At 26.8% G+C, this 18,363-nt stretch carries 19 protein-coding genes and 1 pseudogene; 12 read left to right on the top strand and 8 right to left on the bottom strand.

Going from position 1 to position 18,363, the window contains the following annotated elements:
- Positions 1-7 precede the first annotated feature (7 nt).
- Genes L8U04_RS02940 through L8U04_RS02955 form a run of 4 tightly spaced genes read left to right on the top strand, consistent with a single transcriptional unit; the run spans position 8 to position 4,739 of the window.
- Positions 8-436 (top strand): hypothetical protein, encoded by a 429-nt coding sequence (locus L8U04_RS02940; protein WP_263709363.1) that lies wholly within the window; start codon positions 8-10, stop codon positions 434-436.
- 9 nt (positions 437-445) lie between these two features.
- Positions 446-1,273, top strand: coding sequence for an SIR2 family NAD-dependent protein deacylase (locus tag L8U04_RS02945; RefSeq protein WP_263709364.1), 828 nt, complete (start codon positions 446-448; stop codon positions 1,271-1,273).
- Between the two features lie 27 nt (positions 1,274-1,300).
- Positions 1,301-2,602 carry a DUF262 domain-containing protein gene (locus L8U04_RS02950; protein ID WP_263709365.1) on the top strand — a complete coding sequence of 434 codons (1,302 nt, stop codon included), beginning with the start codon at positions 1,301-1,303 and terminating at the stop codon, positions 2,600-2,602.
- Positions 2,592-4,739: a DUF262 domain-containing HNH endonuclease family protein gene (locus L8U04_RS02955; protein ID WP_263709366.1), complete on the top strand. Its 2,148-nt coding sequence runs from the start codon at positions 2,592-2,594 to the stop codon at positions 4,737-4,739. The genes L8U04_RS02950 and L8U04_RS02955 overlap by 11 nt, the downstream gene beginning before the upstream one ends.
- A 147-nt stretch (positions 4,740-4,886) precedes the next feature.
- On the opposite strand, the gene L8U04_RS02960 is transcribed toward L8U04_RS02955, so the two are convergent.
- Positions 4,887-5,039 (bottom strand): hypothetical protein, encoded by a 153-nt coding sequence (locus L8U04_RS02960; RefSeq protein WP_263709367.1) that lies wholly within the window; start codon positions 5,037-5,039, stop codon positions 4,887-4,889.
- A gap of 97 nt (positions 5,040-5,136) precedes the next feature.
- Here L8U04_RS02960 and L8U04_RS02965 point away from each other — a divergent pair, with 97 nt between their 5' ends.
- The 6 genes from L8U04_RS02965 (at position 5,137) to L8U04_RS02990 (ending at position 8,510) form a co-directional block, all read left to right on the top strand.
- Positions 5,137-5,421 (top strand): WG repeat-containing protein, encoded by a 285-nt coding sequence (locus L8U04_RS02965; RefSeq protein ID WP_263672623.1) that lies wholly within the window; start codon positions 5,137-5,139, stop codon positions 5,419-5,421.
- A gap of 108 nt (positions 5,422-5,529) precedes the next feature.
- Positions 5,530-6,684, top strand: coding sequence for a WG repeat-containing protein (locus L8U04_RS02970; protein ID WP_263709368.1), 1,155 nt, complete (start codon positions 5,530-5,532; stop codon positions 6,682-6,684).
- A gap of 9 nt (positions 6,685-6,693) precedes the next feature.
- Positions 6,694-7,044, top strand: coding sequence for a hypothetical protein (locus L8U04_RS02975; protein ID WP_263709370.1), 351 nt, complete (start codon positions 6,694-6,696; stop codon positions 7,042-7,044).
- A gap of 2 nt (positions 7,045-7,046) precedes the next feature.
- Positions 7,047-8,198: a PD-(D/E)XK nuclease family protein gene (locus L8U04_RS02980; RefSeq protein ID WP_263709371.1), complete on the top strand. Its 1,152-nt coding sequence runs from the start codon at positions 7,047-7,049 to the stop codon at positions 8,196-8,198.
- Positions 8,185-8,340 carry a hypothetical protein gene (locus tag L8U04_RS02985; RefSeq protein WP_263709372.1) on the top strand — a complete coding sequence of 52 codons (156 nt, stop codon included), beginning with the start codon at positions 8,185-8,187 and terminating at the stop codon, positions 8,338-8,340. Before L8U04_RS02980 ends, L8U04_RS02985 begins: the two co-directional genes overlap by 14 nt.
- Positions 8,340-8,510 carry a hypothetical protein gene (locus tag L8U04_RS02990; RefSeq protein ID WP_263672618.1) on the top strand — a complete coding sequence of 57 codons (171 nt, stop codon included), beginning with the start codon at positions 8,340-8,342 and terminating at the stop codon, positions 8,508-8,510. Before L8U04_RS02985 ends, L8U04_RS02990 begins: the two co-directional genes overlap by 1 nt.
- A gap of 286 nt (positions 8,511-8,796) precedes the next feature.
- Here the strand turns inward: L8U04_RS02990 and L8U04_RS02995 are convergent, their stop codons facing one another.
- The 4 genes and pseudogenes from L8U04_RS02995 to L8U04_RS03010 form a co-directional block, all read right to left on the bottom strand.
- Positions 8,797-8,979, bottom strand: a complete 183-nt coding sequence (locus tag L8U04_RS02995) for a WG repeat-containing protein (protein WP_263709373.1) — start codon at positions 8,977-8,979, stop codon at positions 8,797-8,799.
- Positions 8,948-9,964, bottom strand: a complete 1,017-nt coding sequence (locus tag L8U04_RS03000; protein WP_263709374.1) for a WG repeat-containing protein — start codon at positions 9,962-9,964, stop codon at positions 8,948-8,950. The genes L8U04_RS02995 and L8U04_RS03000 overlap by 32 nt, the downstream gene beginning before the upstream one ends.
- A 29-nt stretch (positions 9,965-9,993) precedes the next feature.
- A pseudogene (locus L8U04_RS03005) lies at positions 9,994-11,492 on the bottom strand (DUF2779 domain-containing protein).
- 64 nt (positions 11,493-11,556) lie between these two features.
- Positions 11,557-12,201 (bottom strand): hypothetical protein, encoded by a 645-nt coding sequence (locus L8U04_RS03010; RefSeq protein WP_263709375.1) that lies wholly within the window; start codon positions 12,199-12,201, stop codon positions 11,557-11,559.
- A 195-nt stretch (positions 12,202-12,396) separates the two neighbouring features.
- Between L8U04_RS03010 and L8U04_RS03015 the strand changes: the two genes are divergently transcribed.
- Both L8U04_RS03015 and L8U04_RS03020 read left to right on the top strand, forming a co-directional pair.
- The gene (locus L8U04_RS03015; protein WP_263709376.1) at positions 12,397-14,367 is read left to right on the top strand and encodes an McrB family protein; all 1,971 of its coding nucleotides are present in this window, start codon (positions 12,397-12,399) and stop codon (positions 14,365-14,367) included.
- On the top strand, positions 14,364-15,710 hold the full coding sequence (locus tag L8U04_RS03020; protein WP_263709377.1) for an McrC family protein: 1,347 nt from the start codon (positions 14,364-14,366) through the stop codon (positions 15,708-15,710). The genes L8U04_RS03015 and L8U04_RS03020 overlap by 4 nt, the downstream gene beginning before the upstream one ends.
- Here L8U04_RS03020 and L8U04_RS03025 read toward each other — a convergent pair.
- Genes L8U04_RS03025 through L8U04_RS03035 form a run of 3 tightly spaced genes read right to left on the bottom strand, consistent with a single transcriptional unit; the run spans position 15,702 to position 18,330 of the window.
- Positions 15,702-16,178 carry a hypothetical protein gene (locus L8U04_RS03025; RefSeq protein ID WP_263709378.1) on the bottom strand — a complete coding sequence of 159 codons (477 nt, stop codon included), beginning with the start codon at positions 16,176-16,178 and terminating at the stop codon, positions 15,702-15,704. The genes L8U04_RS03020 and L8U04_RS03025 overlap by 9 nt on opposite strands.
- Before the next feature lie 39 nt (positions 16,179-16,217).
- Positions 16,218-16,394, bottom strand: coding sequence for a hypothetical protein (locus tag L8U04_RS03030; RefSeq protein WP_263709379.1), 177 nt, complete (start codon positions 16,392-16,394; stop codon positions 16,218-16,220).
- A 13-nt stretch (positions 16,395-16,407) separates the two neighbouring features.
- Positions 16,408-18,330, bottom strand: a complete 1,923-nt coding sequence (locus L8U04_RS03035; RefSeq protein ID WP_263709380.1) for an AAA family ATPase — start codon at positions 18,328-18,330, stop codon at positions 16,408-16,410.
- Between the last annotated feature and the right edge of the window lie 33 nt (positions 18,331-18,363).

Raw genomic sequence — 18,363 nt, forward strand, 5'->3', positions numbered from 1 at the left:
ATAAAAAATGGCTTTAGCACTTGAGACTATTCAAGATTATACCATCCAAAAAGGTAAAAAATCTTTTTGGATGTGTTTTAACACTCCAAATAATGATTTTCATGTCAATAAAACAAAATATAGCGATTTGTTTGATCAAGACAAGACAGATTATAAAGCTAGAGATGAATTTTTAGCTTTTATGAAAGAAAATTTTCCAAAAACAAAACTAACTATGGTATTTGATACGGCTCCGGTGGGGTATTTGTTGTATCCTTATTTAGGTAGTCTTGCTGTTGATTGTGAGGAAAATGATGAGGTTTATAAGGCTATAAGCAAAAAATACGAAGATGAAAATTGCATGCCAAAATCCATGAATGCAGTTTTTTGGGAAATGAGCCTTGAAGTAACTAAAGAGCTACATGAGGCTAGGAAATTTGATTATGAAAATTTTTAAAGGTAAAAAATGCAAATACAAACTTATATAAAAGAAGCTTTAGACAAAGCAGAGGTAATCATCATCACAGCTGGAGCTGGCATGGGAGTAGATAGTGGTTTGCCTGATTTTAGAGGAAAAGAAGGTTTTTGGAGAGCTTATCCGCATTTGCAAAAACTAGGCATAGACTTTGAACGCATGGCTAATCCTACAAATTTTTATACAAATGCACAGCTTGCTTGGGCTTTTTATGGACATAGATTTAAATTATACAAAGATACTAAGCCACATAAAGGTTATGAGATACTTTTAAAACTTGCAAAAAGCAAACAAGATTATTATGTCGTTACGACTAATGTAGATGGACATTTTAAAAAGGCTGGTTTTGATGAGAATAAAATTTATGAATTTCATGGAAATATAAATTACTTGCAATGTTTTAATTATGCATGCGGTGATTTGATCTGGCAAATGCATGAGGAATTAGATATAGATATGGAAAATTTCAAAGTCTTATCTTTGCCAAAATGCCCTAGATGTCAAGGTTTAGCAAGGCCAAATATCTTGATGTTTAATGATGGTAGTTTTAATGATAGCCGTTATTTTTTACAAAAGCAAAGTTATAAAAACTGGCTTAAACCCTTAGAGGATAAAAATATCTTGCTTATAGAGCTTGGAGCTGGTAAAGCTGTACCTAGTATGCGTATGTTTAGCGAGGATTTTTGTAAAAAAGGTAAAACTAGAACACTTTTAAGGATCAATCCAAATGAGTGTGATTTTCCAAAGTTTTTTAGAAATGGCATAGGACTTAAGATGAAAGCTTTGGAAGCTTTGGAAATGATAGATAGCTTGATATAATAAGTTTAAAATTTAGAAAGGCTATAAATGAGTGGTGAAAATACAGAAGTAAAATCTTGTGTTGTGAGTTTGAAAGAGTTGGTGCGTGGAAATAAAATTAATGATAGCAGTATTTTTGATAATGATTTTTCTTTAAACATACCTGATTATCAACGCCCTTATGCTTGGGGTATAGAGCAAGTTAAAATTCTTTTAAAAGATATAAGCGAACAAATAGATAAAAACCAAAAATATCTTTTAGGAAGTTTGATATTACATACAGAAAACAAAGAAAACAAGTTTAACATAGTAGATGGCCAACAACGTCTTACCACCTTGGCTTTGATTTTAAGAGTTTTATGTAAATGTAATTTTTTAAATAATGTTAAATACTCTCATAATGAGTCAAAATACCATATCAAAGAAAATTACGAGTATATAAAAGCTTATTTCGAAAGTTATAGTGATGAAAAACGTAAGTTTTTAAAATTTCTTTTAAAAAATATAGAATTTATCTGCGTTTTAGCTCCAAGCGTAGATGATGCGTTTTTGTTTTTTGATAGTGCAAATTCAAAAGGAAAAGGCTTAAAATCATACGATCTTATAAAGGCTTTTCATTTGCATTCTTTAGAGAAAAATCAAGGTAGTATGCTAGGTTATTATGCAAGGAAATTTGAAAATCTTGCAAAAGATGAAAGGAAAATCACTATTTTATTTGATGAGCTTTTAGCACCTGCTAGAGCATGGTTAAAACATAAAAGCATTAATGCTAATGATATTAAAGCATATGAAGAGTTTTGTAAAGAATTTTTTAGCGATAAATTCCTTTATAGCAAGGAAGATTTAGGGGTTTTAAGTAGTTTTGCTAATGGGGTGGATTTTTTTGAGTATTTGTTTAAATACAATGAGTTTTTTGATAAGTTATCAAATAATGCTTTATACCAAGAGCTAGATGAAATATATTACACAGGATTTATTTATAACAAATACATTTATGCCATTGCTGTGATGATTTATTTTTCTAAATTTCCAAATGGTAATAGTGATTATTTCTTAGCCTTGCTTGCAAGAGCTGCTTTTAGCTTAAGAGTTTATAGACCAAGTATTTATAGAGCTACTCAAAGAGATTATGCTTTGGAATTTTTAGAAAAAGTGTATTTTGTATCTTTTGAAGAGGAATTAGAGCAAAATTTACTTGATTTTATAGCTATAAAAAATGAAGAAGAAAGAAAATCAGATCAAGGATATAATGGTGGGAAAAAATGGTATTTGGATATAGTTCAAAAAAAATTTTATGAAAATCAACACATACAAAAGCATATAGTTATGGAGAATGAAAATGGCAAATAATTCAACAAATAATCAAAATCAAGCAAGTGTTATAAGTATTGAGAGTATAGTAAATATTAATAAAGAACAAAGTATCTTTTTTGAAATTCCACCTTATCAAAGACTATATGAGTGGAATAAAGAGCAAATACAAACCTTACTTAATGATATAAAAACTAAATTTGATGAAAATAAGAAAGATGAAAGTAAGAATAAATACTTTATCGGTAATGTAGTAGTAAGTAAAAAAGATGATAAATACCTACTCATAGATGGCCAACAACGCTTAACAACTTTGTTTTTGATAGGATTTTTTCTTTCTTATAAAAAATACAATGATTGGCAAAATTTTATTATGCAAGATAATAAGCTTAGAATTTCTATGCCTATAAGAGAAAAAGAAGAAAAAGTTTTAAAGGAATTTGCTAAATTTTGCAGTGATAAAAAAAATGATAATAATTTATTCTTACAAGAAATTAAAAAATTTCCACAGGATATATGTCAAAACATACCACAAGCTTTAGAAACCATAGTAAATTGGTTTGAAGAAAATATTGAAAATAATGATATTGAAGGGTTTTCTAATTTTATTTATAGCAATGTAAAATTTGTTTTTGTAGAATTAGCCGAAAATACTGACTTAAACCGCTTTTTTATCCGTATGAATAAGCGCGGCAAACAACTAGAAAAACATGAAATTTTAAAAGCAAGATTGCTTTCTAAATTTAATGATGAAGATGAAAGCAAAAGAACTCTTTATGCTCATATATGGGATATTTGCTCTCAAATGGATAATTATATCTTTCAAAAAGCTAGCGATAGAAAGATTTCTAGTATAAAAGAAAGTGATGAGAATGATAATTCTATAGATAAGATAATACAATTTGAAGAATCTTTTAAAAAACCAAATCAAGATGAAGAAGAGCAGGAAAAATTTAAATCTATAGTGGATTTTCCTACTTTTTTATTGCATGTTTATAAGCTTACTTTTTTAGAAGAAAAGCAAAATGAAAATAATGATAAAAATTTTACCATAGACAAAAATAAGCTTTTAGAGATTATAAAAATAGAAGAAAAAGAAAGCACCAAAACATTCATGGAAAATCTTTTAATATATAGAATTTTATTTGATTATTTTGTTATTAAAGGTCAAGATGATGAGGAAAATTCTTATAAGATTAGAAGATTAACTAAAAATACAAAAAATAACACATATTCAATCAGCGAAGATTCTAATGTTATACCTGAACTTGCTATGGTGCAAAATTATCTACGCGTAGCAAGAAGTGGTATGTCTAATAATCATCATCACTGGCTTACTCCGTTTTTGAAATTTTTGGATGATAAAATTGAATTAAAAATTTCATGTAATGAAGTAAAAGATAGTAATAAACAAGAAGAATTTCAAATAAAAATAGATGATTGTAATATTACTACAAATTTTAAAGACTTTTTAAATAAATTAAATCCAAACGAAAATATTAAAAAAGAATTGATTAAATTCCTTGAAAATTTAGATACAGCTTTAGCTAAAGAGCAAGCAAAAGAAGTAGAAATAAATGGAAAGAAAAAAGATTTATTGGAAATTTCAAATGAAGTTCTTTCTAATTTAAGCAATAGTGATGAATGTATTTTTACTAATACTAACGAAGTAAAAATTCCAAACTTAGATCAAGGAACAGCGACTCCGCATTATTGGTTTTATCGTTTGGAGTATTATTTATGGAAGTATTCAAAAATAGAATATTCTTTAGAAAATAATGTAAAATTAAAAGAAATAAAATTAGATAATAAAACATTTGACTATGTTGCTAGCAGTTTCTATTTTAGAAATTTAAATTCCATAGAACATGTGCAAGCACAAAGTAAAGCACAAGAATGGAAAAATGACAAAGATAAAATAGATAATTTTGGAAATTTAGCTCTTATTAGCTCTAGTTTTAATTCATCTTTAACTAACCAAGATACACAAGATAAATATTTAGATTTGCAAAAATATATAAATAAAGATAGTGTTATATCTTTAAAACTTTGGTTAATTTATGCTTTAAGCAAAAAAGATCAGTCAAAATGGACTTTTGAGAAAGCAAAAGAGCATAAAAATCAAATGCTAGAAGTATTAAAAAATTCTTTCAAAAGCGATCAAGATAAAGCCTAAGGCTTTATCTTTTCATAAATTTAGCAAGGACTTTGTTTTTGCTTCTTATCTTACGAAAATACTCTTTTGATAAGATATCTTTTAAAATTTTAGCATTGTTATAGCTTAGATTAGTTTTTCTTTGTATGTAAGAAATGGCTTTATTTGCTAAATTTTTCTCTCTTGATTTTTTATCAAAGCCTTATCTAAAGTAGCCATTTTAGGCATGTTTTTGATAAATTCTAGATACTCTTCTTTGCTTTCAAAGGGAGAATCTTCAAAACTAAATGGAACCTGATTTGGTATTTTTTTCTTTTTCATTTTTTCCTCCATATTTTTAAAATGATATTCTAGCATAAAATATAGACAATATTAGTCTATAAAATTCTAATATAATTTCATTTTACAAAGGAAAGTGATGAAAGAAGTTAGGATTATTATCGATGATGAATTTGATCATGTAAGAGATTTTCAAAATGGCTTCTCAGCAGTAAAAAAAGCTGGTAAGTATAGCTTTATAAATAGCAATGGAGAATTAATTTGTGATTTTTTATATGATGAGGTTTTAAATTTTAGTCAAAATTTAGCAGGTGTTATGATAAATGACAAATGGGGTTTTATAGATACTAAGGCTAAGGTGGTAGTGGATCTTATATATGATGATGTTTGTAGTTTTGTAAATGATTATGCACTTTTGCGATAAGGAAATGAAAATATCATCATAGATACTCAAGCAAATATCATTTTAAAGACTGAATATGATGGCATTATAAGACTTAGTGATAAGCTTTTTAAGATCAAAAAAGGCGATGTGTTTGCATTGATTGATCAGAATGGAAATTTTTTAAGTGATTTTGAGTTTTTAAGTATAAAAAGACTAAATGAAAGATTATTTTTATGCAAGCAAAAGATCAATGGCAAGGTTAAATGCGGAGTTTTGAATGAATTTGCAAAGCTTGTTTTAGAGGCTAAATTTGATGATATTAGCTTGATAAATGATGAGTATTTGTTAGTGTTTGATGGGTTTTTGTATGGTTTGTTTGATGTAAATTTAAATTGCATTTTTGATCCTATGTATAAGGATGTGAAATTTATAGCCAAAGATATGATCAAAGTCAGGGTAGGGACTAAATATACTTTGGTAGATAAAAACAAAAATGAGCTTAGTAAGAATAGTTTTGATTTTATGAAGATTATTGATGATGAGCTTGTTTTGTTTTTAGAAAATTCTAAATTTGGTTTCATGGATCAAAATGGGATGTTAATTTGTGAAGCTAAATTTGATGAAGTTGGAGAATTTGTTGGTGGATTAGCTTGCGTAAAGATAGCTAACAAATACGGCTTTATAGATAAAAATGCCAAAATCATCATCGATGTGATGTATGATGAACTTAGGTTTTTTAGTGAGAATTTAGCAGCCTTTTGTGCAAGAGGAAAATGGGGTTTTATCAATACAAAGGGAAAAACCATCATAGAAGCAAAATACGATGAGGCAAATAGCTTTAGCGAAGGTATAGCAAGTGTAAAAAAAGACAATAGATATTTTTTGATCAATCAAAATGATGAGATGCTTTGTGAGCATGAGTATGAGTATATGTCCTGTTTTAGCTGTGGTTTGGCATTAGTTTTAACAAGTGATGGTTTTATTTATGTGGATAAAAATGCAAATATTGCTATAAAAGAGCATTTTGATGAGGCGTTTGATTTTAAAGAAGGTTTAGCACAAGTTTGTATAGATAATCAATGGGGTTTTATTAACACAAATGGAGAATTTGTGCTTGATTTGCAGTTTGAAAATGTAAATGATTTGGGTAATGGAATTTACGAGCTTAGTAAAAATGGACATAAATTTTACTTAGAATACAACGGAAAAATAACCCTTAATCCTTTTTCTCAAAGACAAATTGCATGTATAAGCAAGGATATAGGCTGGAGAATTTTAAGGTTGCTAGAGTTGAAAGAGTAAAGGAAAAATATGCGAGGAAATAATCTTAATGAAATGATAAGAATTTATGATAAATACATGTCTATTTATGGAGATGGAGATGTGTTTAGACTGGATGATGATGATTTATTGTATGCAAGTGAAATTTTAAATAAAGGAGGATTTTTTTGTTATGATGAGAAAATAGTTGATAGAGAGTATGATTTGATGTGTTATTTTGCTGTGATGTTTTTACCTAAAAATGAACTAACAAAACACGCTGTTAAAATTTTAGAAACTTTGGAGAAAAATAGAGTTGGAGAACGCATGAAATTTTGGTTTTGCGATGATGAAAATTACGCTAAAATAAAAATTATTAGTTTATATATGGAAAGAAAATAAATATGGAAAAATTTTTAGAACAATTTAAGGAATTTAAGGAAAAAAACAAATCAAACTACAATCCTTTATTAAAGGTTTTGCCCGCTCATGATGAGGTGAATTTGCATAGTGGAATTTTAAAATCTTTACTTGATCCTAGTGAAAATCATAAACAAGGAAGATTATTTTTAGATTTATTTTTAAAAGAGATAAAATTAGAAGGTTGGGATAATGTAAAAGTCTTAAAAGAATATAAAAATATAGATATTTATATACATAATGGCACTAAACACATTATACTAGAAAATAAAATTTGGGCGAAAGATCAAAATGAGCAAATTGCTAGGTATATAGATACATTAATTGAAGAAGAAAATGTTTCTTATAAAGATATCAAAAATATTGAAAATATCGCGGTGATTTATCTTACTCCATATGGCGATAGAGATCCTAGTGAGAATAGTTTAAATGGTTGGAATATAGAAAATGTTGAAAATGAATTATTCTTAAAAAGAGGCAACGATAAAGTGCTATATAGACAAATTTCTTATGAGAAAGAAATTTTAACTTGGTTAAAAAAATCTCAAGAAAAGGTTAAAAATTTTTGCAATTTAAACCAAACTATAGAATTTTACAAAGATGCTATAAATAATGTCATAGGCAATGGTAGTGATATAATAAGCTTTTTGCAAAAGGAAAGTAAAGTTGGTTTTGAACAATTGTTTAAAGATTTAGTTAATAATAAGTCAAAATTATTGCCAAAAATATCAATGTATGAAAGAGATTATATTATCAATAAGTTTTTAGAAGAAACTTGCAAAGTTTTTGATAATGATTTTAGCATTGATAATGGCTCAAGCTATATTCAATTTATACTCAAACCAAAGAATTTAAGTAATAATGATGTATATTTTGCTTTTGCTTGGTTTGATACTACAAATTCTAAAAATTGGAAAAATTTTGGAATCAGACTTATAGGTGATATATCAAAAGAAGATAGAGAAAGAATTCAAGAGAAAATACCTGAATTTAACGGATACACTTTATCTGATTATATAGTTTTTGATAAAAATCCTACAGCAGGAGCAATACTAAAATTTATTGAAGAAAATAAAGAAAAAATCAAAGAATTAAATGAAAAATTAAACGGAGTAAAAAACAATGAAAACTCTTGATATTTTGCTAGAAAAATGGAATGATTTTCATAAAAACTTATGTAGAGAATTTATCCATCATGAGGTTTTTAATAATCATAATACAATAGAAGCTTTAAAAGAAAGTGAAAATTATCATTGTGAGGTAAAAGCCAAGAGATAGTGCTAAATCCACAAGCTAAAATTCATATTTTAAGTTTTAAGCTCAGTGATGATAGAAAACTAAAAACAATCAATCAGTTTTTAAAAAACAATAAATATACAGGATGTTATTATGATGTCTTTTATACAAATGAGGTAAATGTGTATGAGGTTTTAAAAATCGAATTTTAATCCATAGCTTTAATTTTATCATGGTTAAATTTACAGCATTTTAGTAAGGCTTGACGGAGAGCTTTTTTCATTTTCACTCATATTTTGTACAGCTTCAAAACTTTACATAGCTTCGCTTTTATTATGGATTAAATTTAAATTTTTATAAGCTTGCTTTATATCAGGATTAAAGCTAGTAAAACTTTTTTATAAGACTTTTTTGCATTTTATAATAATCTTTATTTTTAAAAGGCTCCATAAGAACTTTGATATTTTTTTCTATATTTAACAAATGCTCGCAAACATTTTAAATCATATTTAGGTTTTTTAGTTTTAATTCTTCGCCTTTTTTAAGTAAAAATAAATTCGTATCAAGTTTTAGTATCTCATCATACTCAATCTCAATAACAATTTCTTCATTTTTATTTATCAAACCCCATTTTTTACCAAGCTTAACTTCAGCTAAGCCATCTTTTAAACCCCAAAGCATTATCATATTTTGCTTCTATAGCTAAATTTCCTTGTTTATCTATAAAACCACATTTTCTACCAAGTCTAACATCAGCTAAACCTTCATTAAAAGAGTAAACTTCAACATACTTTGCTTCTATAACTAAATTTTCCTTTTTGTCCATAAAACCATATTTTCCATTAAGCATAACCCCAGCTAAACCATCACTAAATTCTCCAACATAATCATACTTTGCTTTTATAACTAAATTTCCTTTTTTATCTACAAAACCCCATTTTCCATTAAGTTTGACTTTTACTAATTCTTCTTTATGATAACTAATTTCATCATATTCGGTATTTATGATTATCTCCCCTTTTTCATCTATAAAACCATAGCCACATTTTCCAATAATCTTAACTATAGCTAAACCATCACTAAATTCTCCAACATAATCATACTTTGTTTCTATAACTAAATTTCCCTGTTTATCTATAAATCCCCATTTTCCATCAAGCTCAACTATGGCTAAACCATCACTAAATTTTCCAACATAATCATATTTTGCTTCTATAGCTAAATTTCCTTTTTTATCTATAAAGCCATATTTTTCGCCAAGTTCAACTCCAGCTAAACCTTCATTAAAATTAAAAATATCATCATATTTTGTTTCTATAACTAAATTTCCTTGTTTATCTATAAAACCCCATTTTCCGTTAAGTTCAACGCCGGCCAAGCCATCATGAAAGCTGTTGATACCATCATATTTTACTTTTGTGATTAAATTTCCTTTTTTATCTATAAAGCCATATTTTGTTTTTGTACAACAAAATCCATATAAATCATCATTTAAGTGATAAATCTTGCCAGCAATTTTTTTTAGTATGTTTCCATAGATATCAAATAAAATTGAATCTTCTTTAAAAGTTGTTGCATAATACATTTTATCTTTTTTTATAACACCACAATCTGCTATTTTTTTACTAGTAAAATTCTTATCTAGTTTTAAAAGACTTGTTTTCATGTGTTTTCCTTTTTAAATTTGTATATTTGTTATTTTACAAGCTCTTCTAAATGTTTTAAAATTTTTACCATGGCTAAGGTATCAAGTTTGCAGTATTCTAGCAAGGCTTGGTGGTAAGATTTTCTTTCGTTTTCACTCATATTTTGCATAGCTTCAAAACTTTGCATAGCTTCGCTTCCATTATGGATTAAATTTAAATTTTTATAAGCTTGCTCCATATCAGGGATTAGAGCTGGTAAAACTTTTTTTATAGAATAACTTCCTTGCATTTTATAGTGATAATAATCTTTATTTTGAAAAGGAATCATAAGATCTTTGATATTTTTTTCTATATTTAACAAGTGCTCGCAAAATTTAGGAAAAGCAAGTGCTAAATTTCTTATAACACCTTTTTCAAAGCTTGCATTATAAGAAAGCACGCAAACATCTTTTGGTATATCATTGATCAAATTTCTTACAAGTTCATATCTTGGATCGATCCCGCATTCGCTTAAAAATTCTTTATGTTCTAACTTGTCTTTATAGGCTATATGTAAAGAGTATTGAAAAGGAATTTGCATATACCTTTATATTCAGGTATAGCTCGCATAAAAGTTTCAAAGTCTAGATGATATATGGGATAGGTTAGAGTATCTAAGAATTTTTTGATATTTTCTTTGTTTATGTAGATTTCTTTATTAAGTGAGGCTTTGATTTGAATTTGTTGATTTTCATTAAAGATAGATAGATCTTTTATATCTTTGAAATTGATTATATTTTTTTGATAGAGTTCAAATTTTTTATTTGCATTAAGCCTTGAAATGTTAAAAACATTCTCGTTTTCACATAAATTTCTTTGTTTAACCCAACAATACTCGTATCCATCACACTCATAAGGATCAAAACAATGTGTTCCTATGTCTATATTTGGTTCTTCTTTTTTGCTTAAAATTTCTTCAAAGTATTTTAAATTTTCTTTAACTTGGTTTTGATTTGATAAAACTTCTTTTGTGATATCATTGATTACAAAAAGTTGATTTATATCAAGAAAATCACCTCTATAGTATTTATTGTTTAAATGTATCAGGTTAACTTGTTTGATTTTATAACCCAAATTTGACAAAACATAATATTGCAAAGCACAATCATCTATATATGTTTTTTTAATTACTTTGGAAGTAGGTGTTTTTGTTAAAGATGTAGAGCTTTTTACTTCGTTAATGATCATACCATCTTTAGTATTTTGTAAAATATCTATCATGATCAAAATGCCATCGTAGCAAAAAGTAGCTTCGTAAATCACTTCTTGGTTATTTTCTAATAGTTTTCTAGTTTGTTCGCATTTTTCATCAAAAGAACTACCTTCAAACTCTATCTTTACTCCATTTGGAAAAAGCTCACAAGCTAGCTCGCCTACCTTGTTACCGGTACTAAATTTAGCTAAAGCATTTTCATCTGGCACACTCAATATTTCATTTTTGTAAGTTTTCAGCCATAAAGACTTAGCACATTGTGTGCCTCTTGTGTATCTTGATTTTGAAAAAAACATTATTTACCTTTCTTTGTTGTTTTGTTTGAATTTTAGCCTATTTTTATTAAAATAGGCTAGAGTATTATTTTTTCAAAGGTTTATCTCGCATTAGAGCATAAATTAGTCCGCTTGAAAAAGCAAAGCGTGCTAACGCATTTTGTTTTTCTTCTCTTCTTTGCGCTACGGTTTTAAGATTGCTTTTTCTAAAAACTGCAAAAATACTAAGTCCATACCATAATCCTAATGTTACTTTTAAAGGTAGTATTAAAATCATTAGTAATGGATTATTACGATTATCTCTTAGTGTTGTGTATGCTATATATAATACAACGCATGCCCATATAAAAGCAATGACACCCATAATAATTAGCGCAGTATCTCTTTCTATTCGCATTAGAAATAATGTCATAAAGATTATAAAGGCTAAAGGCAATACAGCAAATAATCCAACACACAAGCTAAGATCTATTGTATTTCTATATATGACTACCTTGCCTTTTAATCCATAATACACAAGCACTGCAGCTATGATGATATATATTAAGATAGCTATGGTGATGATTATTGTATTGGTATAATCTTCTTGAGCTATTTTTGTGCTTGTATTGTTATCTATGGTTTTTTCTATTGTTATATCTTGTTGTGCTGTTGTATAATTTACTTCAGCATTAGTAAAAGTAAAGCATATACACATTAATATGCTTAAAATTAAAAATAGTTTTTTCATTTTATTCCTTTGTTTTTGATTTGTTATTTTAAATTTGATTTTTATTTTTTAACACCTCCATGACTTGATATTTTTATTTTACAATTGTAATTTATTTTAGTGGACTGTGTTTGTCTATTTTAAATTTTTTATTTTGGTGTAATTAACAATGCAAAAATTAAGTTATAATTATAAAAATCAAAACTAAGGAAAACTATGAGTGATTTAAAAACTAGTTTAAATGCAATTAAAGATAAAAATTTTGGTTATTTTTTTGATAAAGATAAATGCTATATTTATCATACTAAATTTGGCAAGGAAAGAGGTATTGAAATTGAAGAAAATAACGAAGGTTTTAAATTTGTTAATTTAAATAATGCAAATTATGAAAATATTCAAGAAGATCTTAAGATTCTTGAGAACTATAAAAAATTTATAAAAGATTTTAAAGATAAAAACTTTAAATTTTTAAAAGATATTTTTGATGAGTATAAGAATTTTATATATATTTGTAATAATATAAATTTTGTTATTTTAAAAGGTGCTTTTGAAGAATATTTAAGATATTATAGAGATAAAGATACTATTCATATTAAATTTGATAAAAACACTATCGATTCTAAGATTGGGATTAAGGATAAATTTAATGAAATTAAAGAATTTGATGAAAACAACTCGCAAGAATGGGTAAAAAATTTTAAAAAATTTTGGAAAAAAGAAAATATACATAGCGCTCAACAACGAGCTAATGCTTCAAATTTGCTGAATAAAAAAAATCCTAAAGAATTACATGCTGACCTTGTTAAGATATCTAAAGTAAACTCACTAGAAGATTTGTTAAATCTTGATATCACAGGTATGAAAGCCTCTGCTAGAGAGTTAGCATACTTATTAAATTTTGAAAATAATAATTTTCCATTAGTAAACGATGCTATGGCAAAGACTGCTGAATATATCTTTGAAATGCTAAATAAAAATTCAAATAATAAACTTAAAAGCATAAAAGAAAATAGCAATATACAAAATAACGAACAAGCATATTTTGATTTTGTTTTGAAAGAACTTGATGTAAAAAGAACAGATAATCTTCCAAAATACTATATTTTAGATCAATTTTTAAATTTGATTGATAAGATAAAAAAATCTGATTTGGCTTTAATTACAAAAGATAAACTACAAGGTGGTGATGAAAAATATATAAACAACATAACTGAAAGTGTGTATTATAAACTTTACAAAGCAGCTTATGATTTTGCAAATTTATGTGGCAAAGCAGATATAAAAAGCAATGATTTAGAAGGCTTTAAAGAGCTTTTAAAAACGCATAAAAACATCATTTTTCATGGAATTCCTGGAACTGGAAAAACCTATACCATAGTAAATAATGTAAAAAATATCATTAAAAATGAAAATCAAATGCTCATTACTCAATTTCACCCAAGTTTTTCTTATGAGGATTTTATAGAAGGTATTAAACCTGCAGGGATTGAAAATGGACAATTAAAACTTGAGCTTAAAAATGGAATTTTTAGAGAATTTTGTGATAAAGCAAAAGAAGAAGAAAAAGGATTTTTGGAAAAACTCGAAAAAGGAAATTTTAATGAAGCTCTAAGTGATCATGGGTATTTTTTCATAGCTGATGAGATTAACCGTGCGGAATTATCTAGGGTTTTTGGAGAATTACTTTATGCGCTTGAGTATAGAGGAGAAAAAGGTAAGATAAAAACACAATATGCCTCTATGAGAGATGATGAGGATTTTTATGTGCCTGAAAATATGTTTTTACTAGGAACTATGAATGATTTAGATAAAAGTATAGATAGTTTTGACTTAGCGCTTAGAAGACGCTTTATATGGCAAGAAATGACATGCGATTATGGTGTAATAAGAGATGAAATTTATGCAAATAATATTGAAGAATACGCACAAGCTTGTAAAAAATTAAATGATGAAATTAGTAAAGATATAGGTGAAAAATATCAACTTGGGCATTCTTATTTTCTAAAAATTGAATTTAAAAATGATGAGATTAAAGATAGTGATATGAAAAAACTTTTTAGCAACCGCTTTGAAGCACTTTTAAAAGAGTATTTAAGAAGCGAATATAGTGAAAAAGACATACAAAATCACTTGGATGAATTAAAAAAACTTTTTGTTATAGAAAAACCAAATGAACCAAAAAAATGAAAAATCCAATAAAAATAAATGATAATAGCTTTAGAGAAATAGAGCAAAAATCTTCAAAAATACAAAATTTTGATTTGTATTTTGAAGATTTTATAAAAGATGGAAATTTCTTTTCTTTTTTAAATGATGATGAAAAAATTTTAAGTAAAAATGCTAAAAATCCTATCATTTCAGTAAGAACGATTGAAGAAAATAAAAGGCAAATTGCTAGTGGAAATTATATAGGAAAAATTTCTTATAATGGTTTGGAAGTTGAGATAAATTCCAGGTTTGGCGAAAAGTTTTTAGAAAGAATGCTAAATTATGCTAATGATGTATTTGTTGATGATGTGAGTATTTATCAAGATGTAAAAAAGGAAAGCAATATAAGTGAGTTTATACTTTTTTATATCTTTGTGCAAAAACTTGAAAAAAGTTTTTTGATAGGTTTGCCTAAAAATTATCAAAGTAAAAAATACAACGACTTGCGCTTTAAGGGAAATATCGATATGGTTGAATTTATAAAACACAATATCCCTTTAAAAGCAAAGGTTGCTACAAAAACAAGAGAGCAAATAGAAGATGTGCATATTATTAATGTATTATATAAAGCATTAGAAGTCATAGAAAAGAAAAATTCAAGCTTTTTAAAAAATGTAAAGCATATAAAAACCTATTTAGTGCAAAATAAAAGCGAGCATTGTTTTATAAAAGAAAGTTTAAATAAAGCCTTTTCTAGCAAAGCCTTGAGAAATCAAAACTATCAAAACTACAAAGAGCTTTTAAAATATGCAAAAATGATCATAGAAAGTCAAAATTTTACTAGTAAAAATAAAAATGATCAAAAAAGTTATGGTTTTATCGTTAATATAGCAGAGCTTTTTGAAATTTATATAAGCAAGCTTTTAAGAAATAATTTTGAAGAATATATGGTTGATTCTCCAAAGCTTGAAATTTATAAAAATAGCTTTTATAAACGCTATATAATACCTGATATTGTTTTGTCTAAAGATGATACATACATGGTTTTTGATACTAAATATAAAAGAATGAAAATGGAAGGTAGAAGCCAAAATGGCATGGGAGATTTAGACAGAAATGATTTGTTTCAAATTCATACTTATATGGGGTATTATCAAAAGATAGGCAAGGTGCTTTTAGGTGGACTTTTATATCCTATGCAAGAATTTGAAAAAGCAAAATGTCATAGTGAAAATTCTATCCTTTCAGATGAGTATAAATTTATAGTTGATGGAATTTTTCTTGAAGATAGTCAAGATAAAGAAATCACTCTTGAGTATATTACCCAAAAAGAAACGCAATTTATAGAAAGGATCAAAGAGCTACTAAAACAATCATTTTAGTAGCTTAATAAAAGAAATCTTTCTTTCTATATCCTCGTGAGTGATAGAGTTTATTTCTAGTTTATAGGGTTTAAAATTTTTCGTGCCAATATTAGCAAATAAAATATCCAAACTCACATCTAAAAGTTTTTTTAAACCTTTTGAAAAATCATAATCTTTTAAATAAAAATTATTTCTTATCAAATTTTCATTTTGTTTTATAATTTCTAGCAATTCTTGCTCTTCAATATAAAATAACCCTTCTATAAGCATGTTTTGATAAGGTGAGATATCGTTGATGTTTAGCACTTTTTTATCTATCCAGCCATTTTTAGGAAAGGCATATGCACTTGCAAGATGATAGAGTTTGCTTTTTGTATTTGTTTCTTTTAATTTGTAGTGTATTTTTGCATTATGTTTTATAAAATCAACAACACAAAAATGCTTAAAATCCGCATAATTTTGACTTAAAAAATTTTCAAAAGACAAAAGTTTGCTTTGAGTATTTACATCTAAAAAATATCCATTTTACAAATGATAACTTTGGCTTAGTAGTTGTATATTTTCTGTGTTTTGAATTTGTGTTTGGAAATTAAACTCATCATTATTTGTTTCATATAATGCTTTAATGTATTCTTTTGCTTTTATATCATTAAATCCAAACACAAAGCTTTTGTGTATTGTTCCTTGAAGTGTTATGTTCATAGTTTTATCCTTTTCATAAAAATCCCATGTTGATTTTTTCATCATCTGATTTGAGTTTTGATTCTTTTTCTAATTTTTCTAAAAATTCATCGGCGTTTTTGATTTTAAAAATTTTATTTTGTCTAAGAATTAGCGCAAAATCGCCCAAACAAATATTTTGAAGCCTTAAGAGTCTTTTTACAATTTGCTTTTTATCAAAGCTTAAATTTAATTCTTTAGCAAAAAATTCAAAAGCCTTTAAAAGTTTTTCTTGCTTTAATGCTTGAAATTCTATCTTTAGATCAAATCTTCTTATGCTAGCTTTATCAAGGTTTTGTAGGTAGTTTGTAGAAGCTATGAAAATACCTTCAAAATTTTCCATTTGCATAAGCATTTCATTGACTAAGCTTTTTTCCCAGCTTTTATTTGCTTCATCTCTACTATAAATTAACGCATCGATTTCATCAAGCTGTAAGATAGCATTATCATTAGAAGCTTTTTTGAAAATGTTTGCGATATTTTTTTCGTTATTGCCCACAAAAGGATCTAAAATATCACTAAGTTTATAAGAATGTAAAGTTTTATTTAAAACATTGGCTAGTTCTTTGCCAAACTCGCTTTTTCCACTGCCTGCTATGCCATAGCTTAAAATTCTCAAACTTGAATTTTTATCGATATTGTTTATTAGTTCTTGTAAATTTAAATCGCATTCTATCAAGCTTAAATCGTATTTTTTGTCTTTTTTTGGCATTGAAATGCCCTGAAGTGATCTTGCTTTTAAATTTTCATTGATCAATCTTACAAATACTTCTTGGCTTTTGCTTTTAAAGATCTTAGCATTATTTGCACATTTTAAAATAACCCCTTGAGAAAGTTCAGGATGAGAAGCTATATTTTCTATAATGGCTTCATCTATTTTTATATTTTTCTTGTTGAATAACTTTTTTATATTTTGAATTTTCTTTTCTTTGGGCATACTTTTAAGCTTTAAAATCACATCAAAACGCCTCAAATACGCCTCATCCATGTCTTTGGAATTTGATAAAAATACACAAACGCCATTTTCTTCATCTAAGATTTTATTGATTTTTAATTTTTCTTTTAAAGAATCATAGCAAAGGCTATCTTCACACTCATCAAAGACTACCATTTGTTTTTTTGGATTGAGTATCTTTTTAAGTGCGTAAAAATTTGAAATTCTACTTGATTTTTTATCATTTTCGCAATCTTTAACGCACAATGCTTCTTTTCCAAGCTCTTTAGCTATGAGTGCGCTAAGCTCGTTTTTGCCTACGCCTGCTTTTCCATATATAAAAATATTTCCTTTTTGGCGTTTTTTTAAAAAAGTAATGATAGTATTTAATTCTTCTTGTATATAGTCAAAATCACTCAAATTTAGTCTAGTTTTAGGTAAAAAATAAGAAAACTCACCCATAAGTGTAGTTTTGCTAATATCTTGAGTGAAAATGCTTTCAAAATTATTTACATCTATACCAAAGGCATCACTATCATAATAGCACAAGGCATCTAGCTTAAAAAGCATAGAATCATCACTTAAAGCTTTATTGACATCTTTTGAAGTGTGGTTGAAAATTTTTTCTATGATCTTTTTGCCCAAAGCAGTGCTATAACCTTGGTGTAAAGCAAATCTACCTTTGTTTGCATAGTAAAAAAACGCAAACACATCACATTCTGCTTGAGTAAAATTTAAGTATTTTTTAAGATAACTTAGATTTTTCTTTAAAAAGCTAGGATAGATAAATTTGGAGTATTGTTTGTAGATAAAACTAGTGATTTTACCATCTTTTTCTAGTGTATCTTCAAATTCGCTGTAAAAATCTTTTTTGATTTGTTTGCTGTTTGAGAGCATTTGTGCGTGTAGTGAGATGACTTTTACATTATGTGAGTAATAATCAAAATCCGCAATGTGAGTAAGAGTAGAAGTATTTGTTTGCATTATAAACCTTTAAACTAAGATATATAATGTAAT

Origin of the sequence: Campylobacter sp. IFREMER_LSEM_CL908, assembly GCF_025771545.1 — a bacterium.
Taxonomy (GTDB): domain Bacteria; phylum Campylobacterota; class Campylobacteria; order Campylobacterales; family Campylobacteraceae; genus Campylobacter_D; species Campylobacter_D lari_D.